Origin of the sequence: Malonomonas rubra, assembly GCF_003247215.1 — a bacterium.
GTDB lineage: Bacteria > Desulfobacterota > Desulfuromonadia > Desulfuromonadales > Geopsychrobacteraceae > Malonomonas > Malonomonas rubra_A.
The window spans coordinates 46,165-69,807 of record NZ_QKAP01000121.1 but is presented as its reverse complement, the minus strand read 5'-3'; the positions used below and the strand labels follow the sequence as shown (position 1 = coordinate 69,807).

General features: G+C 51.2%; 23 protein-coding genes. 19 read left to right on the top strand and 4 right to left on the bottom strand.

Features of this window, described 5'->3' with window-relative positions; all coding sequences use genetic code 11:
- Nucleotides 1-61 precede the first annotated feature (61 nt).
- The 4 genes from metG to tmk are packed head-to-tail and all read right to left on the bottom strand — an operon-like array spanning nucleotide 62 to nucleotide 4,411.
- Nucleotides 62-1,591, bottom strand: coding sequence for a methionine--tRNA ligase (gene metG / locus Q7J88_RS12835; RefSeq protein WP_303722629.1), 1,530 nt, complete (start codon nucleotides 1,589-1,591; stop codon nucleotides 62-64).
- Nucleotides 1,592-1,636: 45 nt separating this feature from the next.
- Nucleotides 1,637-2,764 carry a stage 0 sporulation family protein gene (locus tag Q7J88_RS12830; protein ID WP_303722628.1) on the bottom strand — a complete coding sequence of 376 codons (1,128 nt, stop codon included), beginning with the start codon at nucleotides 2,762-2,764 and terminating at the stop codon, nucleotides 1,637-1,639.
- A 25-nt stretch (nucleotides 2,765-2,789) separates the two neighbouring features.
- Complete coding sequence (gene holB / locus Q7J88_RS12825) at nucleotides 2,790-3,761, bottom strand: DNA polymerase III subunit delta' (protein ID WP_303722627.1); 972 nt, start codon at nucleotides 3,759-3,761, stop codon at nucleotides 2,790-2,792.
- Complete coding sequence (tmk, locus tag Q7J88_RS12820) at nucleotides 3,758-4,411, bottom strand: dTMP kinase (protein WP_303722626.1); 654 nt, start codon at nucleotides 4,409-4,411, stop codon at nucleotides 3,758-3,760. The genes holB and tmk overlap by 4 nt, the downstream gene beginning before the upstream one ends.
- Nucleotides 4,412-4,630: 219 nt before the next feature.
- On the opposite strand from tmk, the gene rnc reads away from it, so the two are divergent.
- The 19 genes from rnc to holA all read left to right on the top strand — a co-directional run bounded on the left by rnc (nucleotide 4,631) and on the right by holA (nucleotide 23,609).
- Nucleotides 4,631-5,341: a ribonuclease III gene (rnc, locus tag Q7J88_RS12815; protein WP_303722625.1), complete on the top strand. Its 711-nt coding sequence runs from the start codon at nucleotides 4,631-4,633 to the stop codon at nucleotides 5,339-5,341.
- Nucleotides 5,331-6,224: a GTPase Era gene (gene era, locus Q7J88_RS12810; RefSeq protein ID WP_303722624.1), complete on the top strand. Its 894-nt coding sequence runs from the start codon at nucleotides 5,331-5,333 to the stop codon at nucleotides 6,222-6,224. The genes rnc and era overlap by 11 nt, the downstream gene beginning before the upstream one ends.
- Nucleotides 6,225-6,236: 12 nt before the next feature.
- Nucleotides 6,237-7,556 carry a ribosome biogenesis GTPase Der gene (der, locus tag Q7J88_RS12805; protein ID WP_303722623.1) on the top strand — a complete coding sequence of 440 codons (1,320 nt, stop codon included), beginning with the start codon at nucleotides 6,237-6,239 and terminating at the stop codon, nucleotides 7,554-7,556.
- A gap of 123 nt (nucleotides 7,557-7,679) precedes the next feature.
- On the top strand, nucleotides 7,680-8,741 hold the full coding sequence (locus Q7J88_RS12800) for a DUF4388 domain-containing protein (RefSeq protein WP_303722622.1): 1,062 nt from the start codon (nucleotides 7,680-7,682) through the stop codon (nucleotides 8,739-8,741).
- 74 nt (nucleotides 8,742-8,815) lie between these two features.
- Complete coding sequence (locus Q7J88_RS12795) at nucleotides 8,816-9,181, top strand: response regulator (RefSeq protein WP_303722621.1); 366 nt, start codon at nucleotides 8,816-8,818, stop codon at nucleotides 9,179-9,181.
- Between the two features lie 13 nt (nucleotides 9,182-9,194).
- Complete coding sequence (locus tag Q7J88_RS12790) at nucleotides 9,195-11,333, top strand: chemotaxis protein CheA (protein WP_303722620.1); 2,139 nt, start codon at nucleotides 9,195-9,197, stop codon at nucleotides 11,331-11,333.
- A complete protein-coding gene (locus tag Q7J88_RS12785) occupies nucleotides 11,326-12,129 on the top strand; it encodes an ExeA family protein (protein WP_303722619.1) in 804 nt (267 codons plus the stop codon). The genes Q7J88_RS12790 and Q7J88_RS12785 overlap by 8 nt, the downstream gene beginning before the upstream one ends.
- Before the next feature lie 76 nt (nucleotides 12,130-12,205).
- Nucleotides 12,206-12,877: a chemotaxis protein CheW gene (locus Q7J88_RS12780; protein WP_303722618.1), complete on the top strand. Its 672-nt coding sequence runs from the start codon at nucleotides 12,206-12,208 to the stop codon at nucleotides 12,875-12,877.
- Between the two features lie 86 nt (nucleotides 12,878-12,963).
- Complete coding sequence (locus tag Q7J88_RS12775; RefSeq protein ID WP_303722617.1) at nucleotides 12,964-13,332, top strand: response regulator transcription factor; 369 nt, start codon at nucleotides 12,964-12,966, stop codon at nucleotides 13,330-13,332.
- Nucleotides 13,333-13,342: 10 nt separating this feature from the next.
- Nucleotides 13,343-13,864 (top strand): chemotaxis protein CheW, encoded by a 522-nt coding sequence (locus tag Q7J88_RS12770; RefSeq protein WP_303722616.1) that lies wholly within the window; start codon nucleotides 13,343-13,345, stop codon nucleotides 13,862-13,864.
- Nucleotides 13,865-13,871: 7 nt separating this feature from the next.
- Nucleotides 13,872-14,669, top strand: a complete 798-nt coding sequence (locus Q7J88_RS12765) for a hypothetical protein (RefSeq protein WP_303722615.1) — start codon at nucleotides 13,872-13,874, stop codon at nucleotides 14,667-14,669.
- Between the two features lie 23 nt (nucleotides 14,670-14,692).
- Nucleotides 14,693-16,669, top strand: coding sequence for a HEAT repeat domain-containing protein (locus tag Q7J88_RS12760; RefSeq protein WP_303722614.1), 1,977 nt, complete (start codon nucleotides 14,693-14,695; stop codon nucleotides 16,667-16,669).
- Nucleotides 16,670-16,674: 5 nt separating this feature from the next.
- Nucleotides 16,675-17,544 (top strand): protein-glutamate O-methyltransferase CheR, encoded by an 870-nt coding sequence (locus Q7J88_RS12755; protein ID WP_303722613.1) that lies wholly within the window; start codon nucleotides 16,675-16,677, stop codon nucleotides 17,542-17,544.
- A complete protein-coding gene (locus Q7J88_RS12750; protein WP_369682035.1) occupies nucleotides 17,538-18,602 on the top strand; it encodes a chemotaxis response regulator protein-glutamate methylesterase in 1,065 nt (354 codons plus the stop codon). Before Q7J88_RS12755 ends, Q7J88_RS12750 begins: the two co-directional genes overlap by 7 nt.
- A gap of 78 nt (nucleotides 18,603-18,680) precedes the next feature.
- A complete protein-coding gene (locus tag Q7J88_RS12745) occupies nucleotides 18,681-19,061 on the top strand; it encodes a response regulator (protein WP_303722611.1) in 381 nt (126 codons plus the stop codon).
- A 99-nt stretch (nucleotides 19,062-19,160) separates the two neighbouring features.
- Nucleotides 19,161-19,379: a translation initiation factor IF-1 gene (gene infA, locus Q7J88_RS12740; RefSeq protein ID WP_072905543.1), complete on the top strand. Its 219-nt coding sequence runs from the start codon at nucleotides 19,161-19,163 to the stop codon at nucleotides 19,377-19,379.
- Between the two features lie 164 nt (nucleotides 19,380-19,543).
- Nucleotides 19,544-22,099, top strand: coding sequence for a leucine--tRNA ligase (leuS, locus tag Q7J88_RS12735; protein WP_303722610.1), 2,556 nt, complete (start codon nucleotides 19,544-19,546; stop codon nucleotides 22,097-22,099).
- A complete protein-coding gene (gene lptE, locus Q7J88_RS12730; protein ID WP_303722609.1) occupies nucleotides 22,096-22,602 on the top strand; it encodes an LPS assembly lipoprotein LptE in 507 nt (168 codons plus the stop codon). The genes leuS and lptE overlap by 4 nt, the downstream gene beginning before the upstream one ends.
- Entirely contained in the window at nucleotides 22,599-23,609 is a 1,011-nt protein-coding gene (gene holA, locus Q7J88_RS12725) for a DNA polymerase III subunit delta (RefSeq protein ID WP_303722608.1), read from the top strand. Before lptE ends, holA begins: the two co-directional genes overlap by 4 nt.
- Nucleotides 23,610-23,643: the final 34 nt, after the last annotated feature.

The window sequence follows — 23,643 nt, the reverse complement described above, 5'->3', positions numbered from 1 at the left end:
CTCCAAAAACAGCGGGGCGCATTAGAGCGCCCCGACAGGTTGTAACTATATAACTTTGATTTTACTCGGTTTCAATGCGCGGGAAAAGGGGGCTGGCCTTTTCGATCTGGGTACCAGGCTGCAGCCCGCCCCACTGGTCCTGCCCCTCGAGGTTCAGGTTGTCGCTGTCGCAACCAAGGATCTGCATGATTTTGGCGGCTGTTTCCGGCATGAACGGAGCCACCAGCAGGCCGATAATACGGATCGCTTCAAGCAGGGTGTACATCACAGTACCGAGTCGCTCTTGCTGTTCCGGATCTTTCGCCAGCGCCCAGGGGGCGGTGTCGTCGATGTACTTGTTGCCGGCCGAGATCAGCTCCCAGATCGCCATCAGCGCCTTGTTAAAGGCCATCTCTTCAAGCAGTTCGTCAACTTTCTGCAGCGCGGCGGGGAAGCAGTCTATCAGCGACTGATCGATGTCGGACAGGGAGCCTGTTTTCGGCAGTTCGCCGTTGAAATACTTGTCAAGCATCGCGGTCGAGCGGCTGACGAGGTTGCCGAGGTCGTTGGCCAAGTCGGAATTGATCCGGTGGATCAGGGAGTTGTGTGAGAAGTCACCGTCAAGCCCGAAGGGAACTTCACGTAGCAGGAAGTAGCGGATCGCATCGACGCCGTACTTATCGACCAGCATGTTCGGTTCGACCACGTTGCGCAGACTCTTGCTCATCTTCTGTCCTTCGACTGTCCACCAGCCGTGGGCGACCACCCGCTTCGGCAGCGGTACGCCCGCGGCCATCAGGAAGGTCGGCCAGTAGACAGCGTGGAAGCGCAGGATGTCCTTACCGATGACGTGAACTGCCGGCCAGAACTTCTCGAATTTACCTTCCTGGTCTTCCGGGTAGCCGAGCGCCGAGATGTAGTTGGTCAGGGCGTCGAACCAAACGTAAAGCACGTGCTTGTCGTTGCCGGGAACCGGAATGCCCCAGGAGAAGGAGGTCCGAGAGATCGACAGGTCGCGTAAGCCCTCTTTGACGAAGCTTAAGATCTCATTGCGCCGGGTTTTCGGTTGGATAAAGTCCGGATTCTCCTCGATATGTTTAAGCAGCTGGTTCTGATATTTGCTCATCTTGAAGAAGTAGGACTCTTCCTTCAGCTTGGTGGTCTCTCGGCCGCAGTCGGGGCAGTTGCCATCGATCAGCTGCGTTTCGGTCCAGAAGGTTTCGCACGGGGTGCAGTACCAGTCCTCATACTCGCCGAGGTAGATGTCGCCTTTGTCGAGGATCGTCTTGAACTGCTCCGAGACGGTGTGCTTGTGCCGCTCTTGGGTGGTGCGGATGAAATCGGTGTGCGAGCAATTCAGTTTCTCCCACAACGCCTGAAAACGCTTGACAACCCGGTCAGCCAATTCCAGTGGCGTTTCGCCGTTCGCTTTGGCGGCGGTTTCGACCTTCTGCCCATGCTCGTCAGTGCCGGTCAGAAAGGCAACCTCAAAACCGCGCGAACGCTTGTAGCGGGCCATGACGTCACAGGCCAGGGTCGTGTAGGCATGGCCGATGTGCGGGACGTCATTGACGTAATATATCGGTGTGGTGATGTAAAAAGTCTTGCTCATAAAAAGCTCCCCTTGAAAACGGATTGCATTGAAACTTCAAACGAATTAACTGCTCGATTCCGGTTGCTTCGGCTTATTGGACCTGCGCCGTGGCCGCCGCTTGCGCCGCCGGGCTTGATTTTTTTCCTGGTCGGGCTTGCTGCCTTGTTGTTTCTCGGCAACATTTTCCTGATTGGGGCGCTGCTGATTTTTTTCCTGTTGCTGCTGGGGAGATTTTTTCGGCCGACGGGGGCGATTTCCCTGCCGGCGACCACCACGGTTCTCCTCTTTTTCCTTTGTATTTTCAGCAGCAGTTTTACGCTGATCTGGTTGCGGTTTTGTTTCTGCTTTTTTCTCGTCTGACTTTGCTTTGTCTGCAGAGGGTTTGTCAAAGCCTTTTTTCAGGTCATCGACGTGTATCGTGCAGCGCTCACCATCTGCACAGCAGAGGGTCATTTTTTGTGCCAATACATCAACGGCGACAACTTCTGCAGGGCCCGATTCAAGTTGGAACTTCTTGCCGCATTTCGGCAGGTTTTTCCGCAGATCGTTATAGGTCTCGTATTCGTAAGCCAGGCAGCAGAGCAGCCGGCCGCACTGGCCGGAAATTTTTGCCGGGTTCAGCGCCAGGCCTTGCGCTTTGGCCATCTTGACCGAGACCGGGGCAAAATTGCGCAGATAGCTGGCACAGCACAGCTCGCGACCACAGACTCCCAGGCCGCCGACCAGCTTCGCTTCGTCCCGGACACCGATCTGACGCATTTCGATCCGGGTGCGGAAATGCTGTGCCAGATCGCGCACCAGTTCGCGGAAATCGATTCGGCCATCGGCGGTAAAATAGAAGATGATTTTCGAGCCGTCGAACAGGTATTCGGCACGCACCAGTTTCATCTCCATGTTGCGCTGGTTGATCCGCTCCTGGCAGAATTTGAGGGCTTCCTCTTCGCGTTGTGCGTTATTGCTGGCCATCTCCTGGTCAGTTTCGTTGGCCAGTCGCTGCACGGCCTTTAGCTTTGGAGGTGCGTCCTCAGGGGATATTTCCCGAACTTCTCGTGTTACCGTTCCGAGAGCGCGCCCACGTTCGGTTTCCACCACCACCATGTCGCCAGGTTTGAGTTCGAAGTCTTTGGCGTCGAAGTCGAACAGCTTGCCGGCGGTGTGGAAGGAAATACTGACTATACGTAAAGTTTCCATTGTGATTATCGATATCCTTATGTTGTCACGCGGTGGTCATGGTCATCAGCATGATTTCCATAGCCAGTTGCCGGTTGACATTGCGTTGCAGGTGATAACGTCCCGCATTGAGCGCTTCAAGCTTCTTTAACAAGGTTGGCGTTGTTTCATGCATGATCTGCCGGTAAAGCGTCTCTTTCATGTCGAGATTGACCAGTTCCTGCTCCGGTCGTCCATGCTTGAGTAGCAGCAGGTCGCGGTAAAAGGCCTGAAGGATCTCCAGGATTTCCACCAAGTGATCTTTGTCGGCTGCGAGTTCGTCGGCCAGTTTGAACAGGGGGATAATACTACCGGATGACAGTGCCATCAAGTTTCTCAGTATTTCGCGGCGGCGTTCGAGGTAAAGTTCACGGTTTTGTCCAAGGGCTTTTTTGAAGCTGCCTTCAGAGAGGGCGGCCAAAACGGCGGCTTCCGTTTCCTGCAGGTCGAGCCGGTCGGCGAGGATTTCGGTCAGTCGTTGTTTCGGCAGTCGCTTGAAGGGGAGCCTCTGGCAGCGGGACCTGATGGTGATCAGCAGGGCCTCCGGTTGGCTGCTGAGCAGTATGATCAGGGTGTTTGGCTGTGGCTCCTCCAGGGTCTTTAATAGCGCATTGGCGGCGGCCGGGTTGAGGTGGTGGGCGCCATCGATCAGGCAGATTTTATATTCGCCTTCCAGCGGTTTCAGCGACAACTGTTGTTGCAATGTGCGGATCTGATCGATCTTGATGGCCGCTCCTTCGGCGTCGAGTAAATGGATGTCGGGATGATTGTTATGATCGACTTTCCGGCACGTAGGACAGACTCCGCAGCCGCGACCCGAATCGCAAAGCAGCGCCCGCGCCAGGGCAAGGGCGACCAGCCGCTTGCCGATGCCGTCCGGGCCCTCAAACAGATAGGCGTGGGCGACCCGATTGTTCTGCAGGGCACGACGCAGAATGTTTTTTTGTGGTTCGTGACCAATAATCGAATCGAACGTCATATTGCCTCTTCCTGCTGGCTCAGGAACTCGTCAATCACGGAGAATACCTGCAGGGAAACATCTGCAGCCGGTTTCTCGGCATCGATTATTCTGATACGTTGAGGTTCGGCCTTAGCCAGAGCAAGATAACCCTCACGGATTCGCTTGTGAAAATCGAACTTTTCCCGCTCGAAGCGGCCTTCCGAGCTGTCCTGGGTTTCTGTCTCTCGTTGTTTGGCTCTTCCAAGGCCGATCTCCACCGGCATATCAAACAACAGGGTCAGGTCGGGAAGGCAATTGCCGGTCGCCAAGCGGTTGAGTTGCAGGATCAGGTCACGATTCAGCCCGCGCCCATCCCCTTGATATGCCAGGGTCGCATCAGTAAAGCGATCACACAAAACTATTTTGCCTGTTTTCAGTGCCGGCCGGATGATCTGTTCTATGTGCTGGGCGCGGGCAGCAGCGTAAAGCAACAGCTCGGTCCGCGAATCCATTGAGGCGTTGTCGGGGTGGAGTAGGATGCCGCGGATCTGATCGGCGATCGGACAGCCCCCAGGCTCGCGGGTCTGTACAACCTGTTGGTTCTGGTTGGTTAAGCGCTCTGCTAGTAGGCGGATTTGAGTTGTTTTTCCTGAGCCTTCGATCCCTTCGAAGGTTATGAATGGGGCCATTTATAAAGATCCAGATTTTAATAGTTGATGGCAGGATGCGACGTCACCTGAATCTACCACACCCCCGCGCTAAAAGTAGAACATTATAGAGAAAGCTTTGTGACTGAATCAAGTTGAAACATTTGCAGTACTGGAGCGTTTTTGACCGGTAAAGGGTTTGAACTGTCAGCGCCTTTTGGCTATACTTCGCAACAATTACCTCATAGTTTGGAGAAACGAGTGTCTGACTACTGTTCTGCCTTGGAAACTTCGATCGGTTATCAGTTCAAAAATCCCACTCTGCCACGACAGGCTTTGACCCATAAATCTTACAGCAACGAACAGGCCAATCCGGCTCCACATAACGAACGGCTGGAATTTTTAGGTGATGCCGTCCTCGAACTGGCGATCAGTGATTGGGTTTATCGCAATTATCCGGATATCCCCGAAGGAGGCTTGACCCGCATCCGCTCCGAGGTGGTTTGTGAAAGTGGACTGGCTGCGGTTGCGCGGCAGTTGGGGTTAGGCGATGGAATGCGCCTCGGCAAAGGGGAGGAGAAGAGTGGCGGACGGCAGAAGGCCAGCTTGCTTTCCGATGCGCTGGAGGCGCTGCTAGGGGCGGTGTACTGCGATGGTGGTTTTGCTGCGGCTTGTGCTGTTGCCGAGCAGCTCTTTGCCGAGTTGATCGAAAAGACCGCCCGGTCACGTTATGGAACCGATTATAAAACCTGCCTGCAGGAACGGCTGCAGGCAGGATACGGACGATTGCCCGAATATGTTCTGACGCAGGTGAGCGGGCCGGATCACGAGCGGGTTTTTTCGATGGAGGTTCGGTTTGACGGCAAGCTGCTCGGTAGCGGTAGCGGACCGAGTAAAAAACGTGCCGAGCAGCAGGCTGCTGCTGTGGCGCTCGATCACTCGATAATTAGAAAGTGCGAGAATGGTAAATGATTTTAAATCCGGGTTCATTGCGATCGTAGGCCGGCCGAATGTCGGCAAGTCGACCCTGCTCAATCGCATCCTCGGTCAGAAAATTGCGATCACTTCCAATAAACCGCAAACCACCCGCAACCGGATTCTCGGAATTCATAATTTCGAGGGCGGACAGGCGCTGTTTGTCGATACCCCCGGGATTCATAAACCGCAAGGGAAGTTGAACCGTTACATGGTCGATCAGGCGATCAGCGCCTGCAGTGATGTCGATCTGGTGCTGTTCCTGGTTGAAGCGAACGACCAGCCGGGAGGTGGCGACGAATACATCCTGCGACTGCTGGAGAAGGGCAATGCTCCGGTATGTTTGGTGATCAACAAGATCGATATGGTTGAGCCACCGAGCCTACTGGCGCTGATTGATGCTTATTCGCAGCGTTTCCAGTTTAAGGAAGTGGTTCCGATCTGCGCGGAAAAAGGTGATGGTGTGCCGCAGCTGTTGAAGGCGATCGAACCCTATATCCCGGCGGGGCCGCAATATTATCCGGAAGATATGCTGACCGATCAGCCAGAGCGTTTTATCGTTGCCGAGATGGTGAGGGAAAAGGTGATGCGCCGGATCAGCGAAGAAATTCCCTATGGCGTTGCGGTGCGGGTAGAAACCTTTGAAGAAAAGCCGGAGAAAAACCTGGTCGTGATCCAGGCGACCATTCATGTGGAGCGGGACAGCCATAAGAAAATCATCGTCGGCAAGCAAGGGCAGATGATCCGGACCTTGGGCAAGGAGGCGAGAATTGAGATTGAGCGTTTCCTCGGCACCCGGGTGTTTCTCGAACTTTTCGTTCGGGTTGATAAGGATTGGAGCCAGAGCGAGCGGATGTTGCGTGAACTTGGTTACGAGTAGGAAGATAATCAGATGTTACCTGTAGTAGCTTTAGTCGGTCGACCGAATGTCGGCAAATCGACCTTGTTTAACCGCCTGCTCGGCAAGCGCAAAGCGATCGTCGAGGATTTTCCCGGTGTTACCCGTGACCGGCATTATGCCGAGGTGACCCGTTTTGCCAAGCCGTTCTTGTTGATCGATACCGGTGGTTTCGAACCGGCCAGCGAAGATCGTTTGTTGACTCAGATGCGCGAACAATCGCGATTGGCGGTTGAAGAGGCGGATATTATCTTTTTTCTGATGGATGTGCGTGATGGTTTGACTCCTTCCGATGAAGAAGTCGCCAAGATGCTGCGTAAGATCGACAAACCGGTCTTTTACGTGGTCAATAAGGTAGACGGCGAGAAGCAGGAAGTCAGCGCCAGCGAGTTTTATGCGCTTGGCATTGACAAGGTCTATTCCGTGTCGGCCGAACATGGTCGTGGTGTCACCGACCTGATAGCTGATCTGGAACTGCTGCTGCCACCGCCCTCGGAAGTGGCAGAGCAGGAGGATGAAGTGCGGATGGCGGTAATCGGCCGGCCGAATGTCGGTAAGTCCTCACTGGTCAACAAGTTGCTCGGCTACGAGCGGGTGGTCGCCAACCCAACCTCCGGTACTACCCGTGACAGCATCGATACTCCATTCGAATTCGACGGTAAACGCTATGTATTGATCGATACTGCCGGGATCAGACGCAAAGGTAAGGTTAGCCAGACTATCGAAAAGTACAGCGCGGTCACAGCGCTGAAGGCGATGGATCGTGCGCATGTAGTGCTGATGGTGATTGATGCCGAGGAAGGGGTAACCGATCAGGATCTGTCGGTCGCGGGGTATGCTTTCGAGAGAGGACGGGCGCTAATTCTGGTAGTCAATAAGTGGGACCTGCCGGAAAAAGATGAAAAAACCATGGGTAAGTATGTCGAGGAGGTACGGCGGCGTTTTAAATATCTTCCCTTTGCTCCGCTGATCTTTGTGTCGGCACTGACCGGACAGCGAATCAACAAGATTATGCCGATCGTGGCCGAGGTGTTCGAGGAGTTCAACCGGCGTGTGCCGACGGCGCAGCTCAATAAAGGGCTCGAAGAGTTTCTGCAGAAAAATCCGCCATCGATGGTGCGTGGGCAGCGGATCAAGTTTTATTACGCAGCTCAAGGGGCTGTTCGGCCGCCGACCTTTGTCCTGTTTACAAGTCGGCCGGATGAGGTGCATTTTTCCTATCAGCGCTATCTGACAAATTGTTTTCGGGAAAAGTTCGGCTTTGATCGTGTTCCGATCCGGGTGCAGTTCAAGGGGCGCGGAAAACAGGCCTGAAACTGAACAAAAACTTTACTCGTAAGGGTTTCTTAGTTATCTTATATTAATTCTTGCGATTAAATGGTAGGGATCGGAAGCCAGGCTGCAAAGCTAAGCCTATCGGTTCGGGGGTTTTCGATTATGGGACTAGAAGGTTGTCTTGAGGATTTGGGGATCGCAGAAATTCTTCAGATCATCAGCTTAAGCAAAAAATCAGGTAAGCTTTCATTGCGGGAGGGGGAGGATTCCGGAACCATCAGTTTTGTTGATGGCCAGGTCGTCCAAGCAGCCTCTACTTATTATCCCGAAACTCTCGGTCAGTTGCTCAAAAAGGCGGGCGTTGTCAGCGAAAATCAGATTGAGGCAGCCTTGGGAAAGCAGCAAATGCTTGAGCCTCACCAGCCTTTGGGAGCTCTCCTGAGTGACTCTTGCCAGATTGCCCCAGAGGTGATTGAAGAAATCGTCGAGCGGCAAATAGAAAAAATCGTTTTCAATTTTTTTACTTGGTCCAAAGGAAAGTTTTCTTTTCAGCTTGGTGACCCATCTGTTATCGGCACGGCCTTGCTCAATCCCTTTGATTTGCTGCTTGACAAGGGACTTTCTTCGCATCGGTTGGTTGTCAAGGGTGAGCATTTTGCCGTAGGTTCGGAGGGCGAGGTCGCTGTTGACGAAGTTGCTTTGGAAAGTGAAATCCAGCAATTTGAGGATCGCTTGGAGGGTCAGAGTTTGACTCTGCTGCGTGGCATGTTGGCAGAACTGGATAATCCCTACATCGGTGGTGGTATTATTATGCTGATTTTGCGTTACGCTAGCGAATTAATGAATCGCGCTATTGTCTTCGATGTGCGTGGTCGCCAACTAGTCGGGGTAGGGCAATTCGGCTTGACCAGCTCGTCTTCGGCAGCGGATGAGATTGTTCGAAAACTGCGTTTTGAGGCGGAGCCGGGGTCGCTGTTTGCTCGTGCCTTGCAGGACAAAGACGTTGTTTATTCAAAACTTAACGATAGTTCTTCAGAAAAAACATTAATAAAGCTGTTGGGCGGGGCAGCGGATGAAGTGTTCCTTGCCCCCTTGGTCAGTGATGGGAGGACGGTCGCATTGATCTATGGTGACAACTATCCTGAGAGTGGGCCGATCGGGGAGGCTAGGGAATTCGAGGTTTTTTTGACGCAGGCAGGGTTTAAAATGGAGCAGGCGTTGTAAAAGAGGTGGGTTGCGAATTATTTTTTTTAAATGTTGATATCCGATGCACTACAGACTGGATCTAAGGATTGATTTTGAAAAAAATATTGATTGCCGATGATTCTTCGACAATGCGTTCATTAATTGCATCAACCCTTGATGCAATGGACGATTTTGAATTGATTGAAGTCGCTAATGGATTTGAGGCGCTGCGGATTCTGCCGCGTGAAAAAGTCGATCTGGTTTTAACCGATATCAATATGCCCGATATCAACGGTCTGGAGCTGGTCAGTTTTGTGCGCAACAACCCATTGTACAAAGACACGCCATTGATCATTATCAGCACAGAAGGCAGCAAACGTGACCGTGAGAAAGGTCTGGCGCTGGGAGCCAATGCTTATTTGGTTAAACCGTTTCGCCCAGAAGAGTTACAGCAACTCGTCGCCGAACTGCTGAACTGAGGGGCCCATCAAAATGTCCGATCAGGCCATTGACGACTTCCTTGCCGAATCTGAAGAGCTGCTGGATAAACTGAATCAGGATCTGGCAGAGCTTGGTGATGGCGCGGCGAGTGGGCAGGTGAATCCAGATCTGCTCAACGGAATATTCCGCGATGCTCACTCGATCAAGGGGCTATCCGGAATGTTCGGGTTCGATGATGTTGCGGAGCTGTCCCATCACCTGGAAAACCTGCTCGATCATCTACGTATGGGGAAGGTTGATCTGTCCGAAGATCTGCTGACCTGCCTTTTCGATACCTTGGCGGGGGTTGCCGGGCTCATTCGTGGGAAAGCCGATGACCCAGAATTCACGCAAGATGTCTCTGCCTACCTTTCCCGCATCGAACAACTGCTTACTAGTTCTCCAGATGCTAGCGATTACCCTTTCTCCGAGCTGAATATCGATCCAGCCTTGCTTGATGTCTTGACCGAATATGAAGAACACCGCCTGCATGAAAATCTCAAGCAAGGCAAGTATCTTTATCTGATCAAGGTCGCTTTTTCGCTGATGACCTTTGATACCGAACTCGTTGACCTAACCGAAATGTTAAAGGGTTGTGGGGAAGTCATCAGTACTTTGCCGGGAGTCGACAATGATAATCCAGAGATGTTGACGTTCCAGATTCTGTGCGGTGCAGATGTCAAGACAGCGGAGCTTAAGTCGTTACTCAATTTTGAAAACCTCGCCATCGATGTGGTGTTCGGTTGTGCCGGTGCGGGAGCTGAGGAGTCAGAACCCGAACCGAAAACCTTCCCGGTGGCAGCTTCTAAATTTGATGGCGAGCAGTCGTTGCGCGCTTCTTCTTCCGCTGAGGTTCCTGCACCAATTATCGAAAAAACTGTTGCCGATTTAAAGCTACAGGGAGAACCGAGAAAACTAACTGAAGCCGGGGCGGGGAATGATGACGGGTCGGCTCGCTCTTTTACCAGCACTGTTCGCGTCGATATCTCGAAACTCGATTATTTGATGACGATAGTCGGCGAGTTGGCTCTAGCGAAAGGCTTGATTGCGCAACTGTGTAACGAGGTGCTCACTGCGGGGTTACCGGTTGCTCGCGACTTGGAAAAAGCGGTACATGCGTTGGAGCGGCGGCTTAATGACTTGCAGGCCGGAGTTATGGATGTGCGGATGGTTCCAGTTCGTCAACTGTTTGACAAAATGAACCGCATCATCCGTCGTATGGCGCAAGAGTTGGGAAAGAAGGTCAAGCTGAACATTCAGGGTGGTGATACTGAACTTGACAAGTTGATCGTTGAAGATCTAGCTGACCCATTGATGCACATTATTCGCAATGCATTGGATCACGGCATCGAGCCCCCCTCTGAACGACTTAAAATAGGCAAGCCGGAAAGTGGCACTATATCGCTGATTGCATCGCAGAAGGGGAACCATGTTGTTATCGAGGTGCGCGATGATGGCAAGGGGATCGATCCGGAAGTGCTGCGCACCAAAGGAATAGAGATGGGTCTGATTAGCGCAGATATGCATCTCAACCGGCAGGATCTTTTCGGCCTTTTGTTTCATCCCGGTTTTTCAACCCGCGAGGAAGTCAGTGAGTATTCCGGGCGCGGCGTCGGGATGGATGTGGTGAAGAGCAATATTTCAGCCCTTTCAGGGATGATTGATATGAGCAGCGAGGTTGGCAAAGGGACGGTGATGAGCCTGACACTGCCGATCACTCTGGCGATTATCAAAGCGTTGGTGGTCAGGGTGAAGGGGATCGATTACGCGATCCCACTCAACTCGGTTCTGGAAACCTTGATGCTTGAACCGGGAATGCTCCAGACGATCGAAGGTCGCGAAGTGATGGAGCTTCGTCAGCAGACCCTCTCTTTATTGAGGATTGATCGACTGTTCTCATTGCAGGGGAGAGAAGACACAGGAAATCAGTTTGTGGTTGTGGTCGGTTTTGCCGACAAACGGATGGGGATCGTGGTTGATGAGCTGCGTGGTCAGCAGGATGTAGTCATCAAATCCCTCGGCAAGGCACTCGATTTTGTCAAAGGGATTGCCGGTGCAGCTGATCTTGGTAATCAGAAGACCATTTTGGTTCTGGATGTCAGTGACCTGATGGGTGAGATTCTGCAGCGCGAGGGTGGGTTAGGTGTATAAGGATTTTTTTGGCTTCAAGGCTCGGCCCTTTGCGAAGACACCCGATCCGAAGTTTCTGTATATGTCCCGCAGCCACCGCGAGGCGTATGCGAGGCTGCTGCATGCCGTCGAAGAGCACGATATGGTTCTGCTGACCGGCGGAATCGGCTGTGGTAAGACGACCCTTTCCAGAAAGTTGATGGATGAACTAGAAGGCAGATATCGGATTGTGCTGCTGACCAACCCGCGGTTGTCTCCGTTGGAGTTCTTGCACGTGTTGGCACTGCGGTTGGGGGTAGAAAAGCCGGCCAATAATAAGTCGGAACTGTTGGAGCAGCTGGGTACACAGCTTTTTCAGCTTTACCAGGAGGGACAGCATCCGGTGCTGATTATCGATGAGGCGCAGCTTATTCCGCACAAGGATGTGTTTGATGAAATTCGCCTGTTAACCAACTATCAGCTCGATGATGTCAACTTGATCAGTGTAGTTTTGATGGGGCAGCCCGAGTTGAATAAACGTCTGGCTCACTCGGTTTATGAGCCGCTCAGACAACGGATCGGAATCCAGTTTTCGTTAATGTCGCTGCAAAGTTCCGAGGTTGCTGAATATCTGGCACACCGCCTTGATTGTGCCGGCGGTCGCCGGGACCTGTTTGCTCCTTCCGCGGTCAAGGCGATCAGCCGTCACTCAGGCGGCATTCCACGGCGGATCAATCAATTGGCGTCATTGGCGCTGCTGGAAGGGTTTGGCCGAGGAGTAGCGCAAATCGATGCGGATGTGGTGGAATCTGTCGCTGACGAACTTGAGGGCCTCTAGGCTTTTTATTTGGTTGGCCATGAGAAGCGATTTAGTTTTTGCTATAGTGTTATCCGATAAGGCGAACGGATAGTCGATGGATCTTGCTGAAATCAGAAAAAAAGCCCAGCAGAAACCTGTACTCCAGCAGACGGCATCTGTTGAAGAAAAGGCGTTGCTTGAACCGACTGTCGAGGCCGAGATCCACGAAGCACAGGTTCTGGACAACGATTTTCTGCAAGGAAGTCCTGCTGGTGGAAAGGGCATAAATCAGTTTTTCCCTGATCTGATTTTCGCCTCTGAAGAGGATTATATCCAGGGGATTTCCGGCGCTGAGAAGAGGCTTGAAGTCGAAACGGTTCAATGGCTGACTTTTTTTCTTGGCAAGGAAGAGTATGCGTTAAGCCTTGATGTTGTGCTGGAACTGATCAAACCACGCACCTATACCGATCTTCCTGATGTCCCTGAGTACGTTCGTGGCATCTTGTCACTTCGTGGAGAAGTTGTTCCAGTCATCGACCTACGAACTCGTTTGCAGCTTGGGAAGAGCGATGAGAGCAGCTATCAGCGGATTATTGTCTGTGAAGGTGAAGAACAATCAATCGGATTACTGGTCGACCGAATCACCCAAGTTGTCAGAATGCCGAAGGATGCAATCGAGCAGTCTCCTTTGGTCGTTAAAGATGGTGAAAATTATGTTTCCGGTGTCGGACGTTATCAGGGCAGGATGCTGATTCTATTGAACCCGGATGATGTTTTGAAAATTTGATTTAGATCCATACAGTATTCGTGTTGGACCAAGGGGCTGTGGGTATTGCATTCGGTTTTAAAGCCGATAATCCAGGGAGCTGACTTATGCAAAAGAAAATTCTCGTTGTAGAGGATGAAGAAAGCCTGTTGAAGCTGGAAAGTATTCTTTTGACTACCAAGGGATACCTTGTTCAGGGGGTGACCACCGGTGTGGCTGCGCTGGAGGCAATTGATGAAGAAATGCCCGATCTGGTGCTGTTGGACGTTATGCTACCTAAAATGGATGGTTTCGAAGTCTGTTCACGGATTAAGGAAAACCCGGCAACCAAGCATATCCCGGTCATTCTGCTTACCGCCAAGAAAACCCCGGAAGACATCGGTCGAGGGCAGGAAGTAGGCGCCGATGAATACATTACGAAGCCTTTTAAATCGGCAATGGTGATGGAAACGATTGCCAAACTGATCAACGGTTGAAAGATAGTAGATGCGTCAGGACAAGTCGACGGGTACCTCGGAAACTCTTGCACAACAGCTGTTGAAGGTCGCTTGTTTGCGAGTGGGACAACAATTTTATGCACTCGATATCATGTGTATAAAAGAGATTATTCGTCCCTTGCCGATAGTTGCCGTGCCGAAAGCTCCTGAGTATGTTGATGGTGTAATCCACCTACGCAAAGCGGTAATCCCCGTGGTCGATCTACGCAGTCGCTTAGGTCTGGAGAAAACGGGTTCCGACTCTAAAGGACAGCGGATTGTCATTTGTGTCATCGACGGGCGGATAGTAGGCCTTTTGGCAGACGAGGTGACTGAAGTGGTTTCCTGCTTGTCGAGTGACGTCCGACCTACTCCCTATTACCTATCCGGGAAGGAAGCAGAATTCTTTCCCGGAGTTTGTCGCAAAGGGGACCGCTTGATGATGCTGCTCGATCCGCGAAAAATAGTGGCTTACGAAAAAAGGATTGATATGAGCTCGCTTGAATCTGCATCTCTGACTGAGGATGTTTAATTGCTAGATGATTGTTAAGTGTCCAAAATGTAAGGTCCGTCTGCGTTCTCCGCAAAATGTGTCGAAGTCGTCTTTACAGGTAAGTTGTCCCCAGTGCCGAACCAAGTTCAAGATCAGAAAAAAATATTTAGAAGTTACCGTCCTAGTTGCCCATGAAGACGAAGTGGTTTGTCAGCTGTTGAGAGAACGGTTTGGTCAGCTTGATTTGGATTGCCTAGTTTGTAGAAATGACAGCGAAGTTTTTTTTCACCTGCAGGAAGACCGATGCACCGTCTTGCTGTTGGATGTTGCCTTTAACGGGACTTTTCCCTTTCAGCTGATCGAGCGTGTTAAAGCATCGAGGAATGTGCGCCATAAAGTAGTGTTGCTGCCATCTGTTTACAACCGAACTGCTTATAAGAAGCGCCCTGAATCTCTGTACGGTGCTGATGCCTACCTTGAACTGCACCATATCGGTGATAGGTTACTTCCTCTACTGGGGGAACTGCATCCTGAACTGGCTGCTCGCTTTGCTGCAGTTGATGCTCCAGCTGCAACTACTGGTGGTGAACGGAGTTTGCGGCAGACCGATGTTCATGGGCAGGCCAGCATTTTGGCAAAATTATTGGTGGCCGATATCCTGCTCTATAATCAGGAGTTGTTGGAAAATGGTTTGGAGTCCGGCCAGCTTGAACAGTTGTTTGCTGAACAGTTGGACGAGGGACGGCGAATGCTGGTTTCCCGTCTGCCGGCTGCAGAGGATTTTTCAGTCGATTTTATTCAGCAGGCATTCGACGCCGCCTGTCAAACTTATTCCTGTAATTAACCGCTGTAACAATGGAGTTGTTGGTGGAAAATAAAGAACTTAAGGCATTGTTGATGGATGAACTGGTTGAAAAGCGCTTGCAGGCAACGCGTGAGCTGGTGCTGTTGAATGGATTTGATCAGCCTTTGTTCCTGATTGCCTTAGGGGATGAGGACTGGCGGGTCCGCAAAGAAGCGATCAATTATTTTATGCAGCAGCCCAATGCCATTTCGCGGGCTGACATTGTCATCGACCAACTGAGTCATCCAGACAATGCGGGGTTACGCAATGCTGCAATCGAAATATTGATTGGTCTTGGAGCGCAGATTGCAGACAATCTTTTGCCCCGTCTAGATTCCTCAGATGCCGAGGTGCGAAAATTTATCGTTGATATCCTTGGTGAGATCAGCTGTCCCTGGTGTGTTAACAAGTTGCTGCCTTATCTGCAGGACAAAGATGAAAATGTTCGCTATGCAGTTGTCGAAACGCTCGGGAAATTACGCTCCGTAGATGCGGTCGAGGGCCTGTTGAAATTATTGGAGACCTCTGAGCCCGGTTTACAATTCACCATTTTTGAAGCCCTGACATCTATTGGTAAAGGGGTGCCTGCGGCACAGATTCTGCCCTATGCGCAGAATGCTCTGTTGCGGAAAGCGGTCTTTAATTGCTTGGGGCAACTTTGTGATGTAGCAGCCATTCCGGTTTTACAAAAAGGTCTGTCAGATCCAATGCGGAAAAACAGAGAGGTTGCCTTGCTCTCTTTCGGACAGCTGGTCAAGTCTTTGGCGCTGGATGGGGGGCTCTCTGTTGAAAGGGAAACGGATGAAGTTATCGAGCGGTTGCTAGATTATCTCCGGCATGAACAGTTGGAATACCGACGTGCTGCCTGCTACGTGCTTAGTCTGTTCCCGGATGCTCCGGTTGTGAGTCATATCCTGCCGCTGCTGGCAGAAGAGGAGTTGCGTGCCGATGTTGTCTGCGCAGCACGAAATGTTCCCAAAACGGTTTTTGCCGGATTGCTGGAGTCGACAAAGTTAAACGATGAAAGCGCACTTTATCTGATCTATCTACTCGGAGAGTTGGGCTGTTCAGAGATTGAACCGTTAGCACTAGAAGGGATTCAGGCCGAGGATCCGCAGTTTCGTTACGCTTCGATTATTGCTTTAGGTGAAATCGGTACGGAAAAAGCGATTCCTCTGCTCGGAGATGCACTTGAGGACGATATCGCTGAGTTGCGGGATGCCGCTTCGGATGCCCTCCGCCTGATTGGCAGGAAAGTGCCGAGGGAGGTTGTGCAGACGATCTCTCCTTATTTAGAATCGCCGGAGTCGGAGTTGCGTTTGCTCGCTGTACGCACCCTTGGGAACATGCCGGTAGGTAATGTCGAAAGTTTTTTGTTACTAGCATTAAAGGATGCTACTCCAGCAGTACGCTGTGAAGCCTTGCGCAGCCTTGCGGGACATAATTCTCCTCGCCTCCTTTCCGGTCTTTCGCTCGCTTTGACCGATGAGGTTGCCGACGTAAGGCGCTTGGCTGCATCGGCGCTTGGTTCTTTTCCGGCGCAAAAATCGACATCGATTTTAAAGCATGTTCTGGAAGACTCCGATCCTTGGGTGCGGATGGAAGCGATCAGAGCTTTAAACTTGGGGGAGGAAACTGAGACCCTGGCGATTCTTGAGCGGGGACTCGCTGACCCTGTCGGTTTAGTTGCTATTGCTACCTTGGAAACGATGCAGCGATTACTGCCGAAGAAGTCTGCCGATATGTTGCTGCGGTCGTTGAATCATGAGGATCCGGAGGTTGTCGGCACGGCGGTTCGTTTGTTTTGTGTTGAAGAATCCTGCCAGCAGTTGTTAACTCATGCGCGGCCGTTAGTGCGTTTGCAGGCGGTAAGTTTGCTGCGTCGAGCCGATTGTAGGGACCGGATTAGCCTGTTCGAAGAGTGCCTTAAAAAGGAAACCGACGTTCAGGTGCGTCAGGCTCTTGAAGACGCTTTGCGGAAAGGCGTAGCAGGAGGCTGAAGCTTATGTTTGTCTTTAAGTCGGACATAAAAATGTCGGATGACGAGTTTCGGCAGATTCGCGATTTCGTGTACGATCATTGCGGGTTGTTTTTTGATATTGAATCGAAATACATGCTCGAGAAGCGCTTGAACAAGCGACTTGTAGAGATGCACCTCAGTAGTTTCAAGGATTATTATTATCAATTGCGCTACAGTCGTGATCGTGAAGATGAATTGTCGACGGTCATCGATTTGCTGACGACGAATGAAACCTACTTTTTTCGCGAAAATTTTCAGCTAAAAACTTTTATCGATGAAATCCTTCCGGAAGTCATGGAAAAAAAGCGTGGTTCAGGAGACCGTAGCCTGAGAATTTGGAGTGCCGGGTGCTCGTCGGGTGAAGAACCCTATACGCTGGCGATGCTGATGTTGCAGAATCCTGAACTGCGGCGCTGGAATGTAGAAATTATCGGCACCGATATCAGCAAACAGGTATTGTCCTTGGCTCGGGAAGGGGTGTACGGAAAAAACTCTTTCCGCGGTACCGATCAATATTATATTGACCGGTATTTTGTTGAGGCTCAGGGGAAGCTGCGTATTTCAGATCAAGTTAAAAAGTTGGTGACCATCAGCCATCTCAACTTGCTTGATCATCGGAGGGTTTCGTTGCTGGGGAAGATGGATGCGATTTTCTGTCGCAACGTTATCATCTATTTCGATCTCGAAGCGAAAAAGAAAGTCATTTCGTGCCTTTATGATCAACTGAACAGCAGTGGTTTCCTGCTGCTTGGCCATTCCGAATCGTTGATAAATATCAGCACCGATTTTGATCTACGTCACTTTACCCATGATATGGTCTATCAACGACCTGCAGGTTCTGCTGGAGGATTTTGATGATCAGTGTTCTGGTGATTGATGATTCGGCTTTCAGTCGTATATCGATCGGCAAGATGCTAGAAGGTGATTCTCGGATCAATGTTGTGGGCTATGCGGTAGACGGTGAGGAAGGGCTGAAAAAACTGATCGATCTGAAGCCGGATGTGGTTACCTTGGATCTGGAAATGCCACGCATGAGTGGTTTCAGCCTGCTGCGCTTGATCATGGAGAACCATCCTGTTCCGGTGATTGTCATTTCTTCGCAAAATGGTCGACAGGATGTTTTTAAGGCATTGGATTTAGGTGCTTTCGATTTTATTGCCAAGCCGGCCAGAGCAAAAAGTTCAGAACTCTATAATATTCAGCGTGATTTGATCGGGAAGGTTGTCGAGGCTTCACTCCTTAGCGGTGAAAAGATCAAGCAGCGCCTGGAAGTTGTTGAGGAGCCTAAATTTAGGCAAAAGCCGGAATGCTATACTGCAGAGCATCGTTCTACCGTAGTGCTGATAGGTGCTTCCACTGGAGGACCTCCCGCACTGCATCATATCTTCAGTTCATTTCGGGAAAAACTGCCGGTCCCGGTGGTCGTCACTCAACACATGCCGGCCGGGTTTACCAAATCGTTTGCCCAACGTTTGGACGATTACTCTGTAATGTCGGTTAAAGAAGCGGAACAAGGCGACCAGCTGGTTCCGGGAACTGTTTATGTTTGCCCTGGATGCAAAAACCTCGAATTACAATATTACGGTGGTGTGGTGCGCGTCCGGATTGTCGATCCGCCGGAAGATCAGATATACACACCATCGACCAATGTCCTGTTCCGCACGGCCGCTTATATTTATGGTTCCAAAGCGTTGGCGGTTGTGTTGACTGGAATGGGTAATGATGGTGCTGCCGGTGCAGAGGAGGTTGCTAAATATGGTGGGCGGGTTTTAGCCGAAGCAGAAGAGTCCTGTGTCGTTTACGGTATGCCGAAAGAAACCGCTCAGACCGGGGTGGTTGAAAAAGTGGTACCGCTAAAAAGGATGGCGCACGAGATTGAACTGTGCTGCCGACCCTTTGTTTCTGTGGATTGATTCTGTGATGCTGGAATTTGTTATATCAAGCTGTTAAAGTAACTTGTTTTTTTAAAAGCTATTGAGGGGATGCTTTATATGCAGACAGCTCGTATATTGGTGGTTGATGATTCGCCAACCATGCGACAACTTATCGTTTTCGCCTTGCACCGCATCCCTGGCTTACAGGTTGAAGAAGCAGGGGACGGGGTTGCCGCGCTGAAGATGTTGTCGAATGAGATTTATGACCTGCTGCTGACCGATATCAATATGCCGATCATGGACGGCTTGAAGCTGATCAGCCTGCTTCGTAATGATGCTCAATACAATGCACTGCCGATAGTTGTCATCACTACAGAAGGGACTGTTCTGGATCGTGAAAAGGCAACGGCACTGGGCGCAAATGAGTATCTTGCCAAGCCGATTCAGACTGCACGTATCATAGAAGTTGTAAGACAACTGCTTGAGATCGACAGATGATGGAAATGCGGTTTGTTCCAGACTTGACAGTTGGCTGCGAACATGTAATAAGTCCATTCCAGATTGAATTGTTAAGAAGTTAAATTTCAGGAGGATCCTTTGTCTAAGGAAGAAGCAATTGAGGTTGAAGGAACAGTTGTCGAGCCGTTGCCGAATGCGATGTTTCGAGTCAAACTTGATAATGATCATGTAGTGCTGGCACACATTTCCGGAAAGATGCGTAAATACTATATTCGTATTCTGCCCGGCGACCGTGTAACCGTGGAGCTTTCCCCATATGACCTTACTCGCGGCAGAATTACCTACCGGGCCAAATAATTCGATCCAGTAGGGGCTTCGGCTCAAGCAGAATCTACATTGGTTTGGTGATTTCTCCGACCTGATACGATAAACTCGATACCGGCACATGCCGGTTTTCGTGTATATACTCACAAAGTTTAGATTGAAATGTGTGGCGGCGTTCGTGCCGTTATGGAGGATATATGGATAAGCAGTACATCCCGAAGGATATCGAGCAGAAATGGCAACAGCGGTGGCAGCAGAATCAGTCTTTCCGGGTTACTGAAGATTCAGATAAGCCGAAGTACTATCTGCTAGAAATGTTCCCCTATCCATCCGGCCGTATTCATATGGGGCATGTCCGCAACTATGCCATCGGTGATGTGGTCGCTCGTTTCAAACGGATGCAAGGCTTCAATGTTCTTCACCCGATGGGCTGGGACGCCTTTGGGATGCCGGCGGAAAATGCTGCGATCGAAAACAAAACCCACCCAGCGGAATGGACCTACGAGAATATCAACAGCATGCGGCAACAGCTACAGCGGATCGGGCTGTCCTATGACTGGCAACGCGAATTCGCAACCTGTCATCCCGACTACTACCGGTGGGAACAGCAGGTCTTCCTAAAGATGTACGAGCGCGGACTTGCCTATAAGAAGGGGTCCTCGGTCAACTGGTGTCCCGACTGCGCGACGGTTCTGGCCAATGAACAGGTTGAAGATGGTTGCTGCTGGCGTTGTCACAGTTTGGTTGAACAGAAAGAGCTGGAACAGTGGTTCTTCAAGATCACCGATTATGCGGATGAGTTGCTCGACTTTACTGAAAAACTTCCCGGCTGGCCGGAACGGGTGCTGGCGATGCAGCGCAACTGGATTGGCAAGAGCTACGGTTGCGAAATCGAATTTCCGGTTGCCGATACCAGTGCAAAGGTCAAGGTTTTTACCACGAGGCCAGATACTCTGTTCGGTGCCACCTTTATGAGTTTGGCTCCTGAACATCCGATGGTCAAGCAGTTGGTGACCACTGAGCAGCAGGGGGCGGTAGAAGAATTTATCGCCAAGGTCGAACGTCAGGATAAAATAGAACGGACCAGCGGAGATCTGGTAAAGCTTGGGGTGTTTACCGGCACCTACTGCATCAACCCTCTGACTGGCAACAAAATCCCAGTTTTTCTCGCCAATTTTGTCTTGATGGATTACGGCACCGGTGCGGTTATGGCGGTCCCGGCTCATGATCAGCGTGATTTCGAATTTGCCCGCAAGTATGATCTGCCGATCCAAGTGGTTATCCAGCCAGAAGGAGATGCTCTGATTGCTGCCCAGATGGAAGAGGCCTATGTCGGTCCAGGCCAGCTGGTTAATTCCGGACAGTTCAATGGGATAGAGAACGATACTGCCAAAGAAAAGATCGCAGCTTATCTGGATGAGCGGAACGAGGGACGGAAGACCGTGAACTTCCGTCTGCGTGATTGGGGCGTATCCCGTCAGCGTTACTGGGGAACCCCGATTCCAATAATTTACTGTAGTTCCTGCGGTGCTGTGCCGGTTCCTGAGGACGATTTGCCTGTTGTCCTGCCGGACGATGTGGAGCTGACCGGTGAAGGCGGCTCGCCGTTGGCCAGACACGAAGCTTTTCTCAATGTGGATTGCCCGACCTGTGGCAAGCAGGCCCGCCGCGAGAGCGACACTTTCGATACCTTTGTTGAAAGTTCCTGGTATTTTGCTCGCTACGCCAGCCCCAATTACACTGACGGGCCGCTCGACAAAGAGGCGGCCAACTACTGGTTACCGGTCGACCAGTATATCGGTGGTATCGAGCATGCGGTCATGCACCTGCTTTACGCGCGCTTCTATACCAAGGTCCTGCGCGACCTCGGAATGCTCGATGTCGATGAGCCTTTCACCAACCTGCTTACTCAGGGGATGGTCTGCATGGAAACCCAGAAGTGTTCGGAACACGGCTGGCTCTACCCTGAGCAGGTTGCAGACGGCAAGTGCATCAACTGTGGCCAGACCGCAGAGTTGGGCCGGACCGAGAAGATGAGCAAGTCGAAAAAGAACGTCATCGACCCGAATGCCCTGATCGATCAGTATGGGGCGGATACCGCGCGGTTATTCTCCCTGTTTGCAGCGCCACCGGAAAAAGATCTGGAATGGAACGAGCAAGGGGTTGAAGGGTGTTCACGCTTCCTCGGTCGGGTTTGGCGTGCCGTGCTCGATAACCTTGAATTGATCGGTGGTGCTGATATTCCGACCGACGCTTCCGGAGCGGCAGCTGATCTGCGGCGTAAAACCCATCAGACAATCAAGAAGGTAACAGAAGATATCGATGGCCGCTTCCACTTTAATACTGCGATTGCCGCGGTTATGGAGCTTGTCAATGCTATCTATTCCTTCAAGGATGGCGACCAGCATCCGGGTGTTTTGCGAGAAGCGCTTGAGGCGGTGGTGCGACTACTTAATCCGTTTGTACCACATGCTTGTGAAGAGCTTTGGGAAGCACTTGGGCACCGTGAAAGTATCGAGACAACTGGTTGGCCGAAATTGGATGGGGCAGCTCTGGTGTCCGATGAAATTACTCTGGTTGTGCAGGTGAACGGTAAAGTGCGTGGCAAGGTGTCGCTTGCTGCTGATGCTGACAACGCAGCCGCGGAGGCGGCTGCGTTGGTGGAACCGAACGTGCAGCGTTTTGTCGCCGATAAACAGGTCCGGAAAATCATCGTTGTGCCGGGTCGCTTGATCAATATTGTGGTGTCATGATGAAATATCTGGCGGCGGTCATCTTTCTTCTTCTAATCGGTTGCGGGTATCATTTCCCTGGCAAGGGTGGTTCCCTCCCGGGCAAGGTGAAGACGGTCTACATACCCCTGTTCGTCAATAAAACCAAAGAGCCACAGTTGGAAAGTCTGGTCAGTAATGAGATCAGCGTTGTTTTTGGCCGTAACAGTAATATTTCACAGGTTGAAAGTCTTGATCAGGCAGAGGCCGTTCTGGAGGGGGTGGTCAGCTCTTACGCCAGTAAGCCGATCGCTTACGATACCAGCGACGACATCAGTGAATATCGCGCAACCATGACGATCGATGCAGTGTTGCGTCAGGTATCAGATGGGCGACTACTTTGGCAGGGGAATGTTTCCTGGAAAGAAGAGTATCTTGCCGATGACGATAAGGCCATACAAGAAGATTTCGAGCGCGAAGCGATTGATGAGATCAGTTTGCGCATCTCTGAAGAACTTCTTTCCCGTATGCTGGATGATTTTTGAGCGGTAACCTGATGACCGCTGACGAGCTGTTTAGCAATCTGAAAGTCGGAAAAATCCCAGAGCTTCTTTTTCTCTACGGGAAAGAAACTTTCCTTGTACAGCGCGCAGTGCGACTGGTCCGTCGTGCTGTTCTTGAGTCCGATAAGGACGATTTCAACGATAATCAGTTTTACGGCAAGGATGCTGCTGCGACCAGCATTATTGAGTCAGCTCGTACCTTGCCGTTTTTTGCATCTAGGCGGTTAGTAACCATTAAGGACGCTCACCTGCTTCCTGCCGCCGAACTGGATGAACTGCTCCCTTATTTGAAAGAGCCGGTCCCAGAAACCTGCCTGCTGTTCGTTGCCGAGAAGATTGATAGCCGGCGCAAGTTTTTCCAGAAATTCAAAAAGTCCGGTACCATGGTTGAGTTTAGGCCACTGTCAGAGCGTGAATTGCCGGGACATATCCGGAGTTTTCTCGACACGCGAGACTACCGTATTTCTGCTGATGCACTTGAGCTTTTTTGCAGCATGGTGGGGGAGAGTTTGCATGAGGTTCATGCGGAACTGGAGAAGTTGCTGACCTATCTTGGTGAGCGGAGATTGGTTGATCTAACCGATGTCCACGCAGTGGTTTCCAAAGGGCGGGCCGAAAATATTTTCAATCTGGGCAACGCGGTCGGTTGCGGTGATGTTGCCAAATCACTCAGCCTGGCTAAACAGCTGGCCGATGCAGGAGAAGCGCCCTTGAAAATCCTGTCGCTACTAGTGCGCCACTTTAGGCAGCTATGGAAAGTTCGTGAACTTCAAGTTCAGAACAGGGGGGTACGGGATATTGCAAGTGTTGCCGGAGTGCCGTTTTTTGTTGTTCAGTCGATGATCAGCCAAGGGAAGCGGTTTTCGCGAAATGACTTTTATAGGGCGTTTCAGCTTTTTTTAGAGACCGATTTGGCAATGAAATCGAGCGGGGCAGATGCTGAGGCTTTGTTGGAGAACCTGTTGCTGCGGTTAAGCCGAAAGGGTTGATAAAAAAGGGGCTGCAAGAGCCCCTATTTTTAAG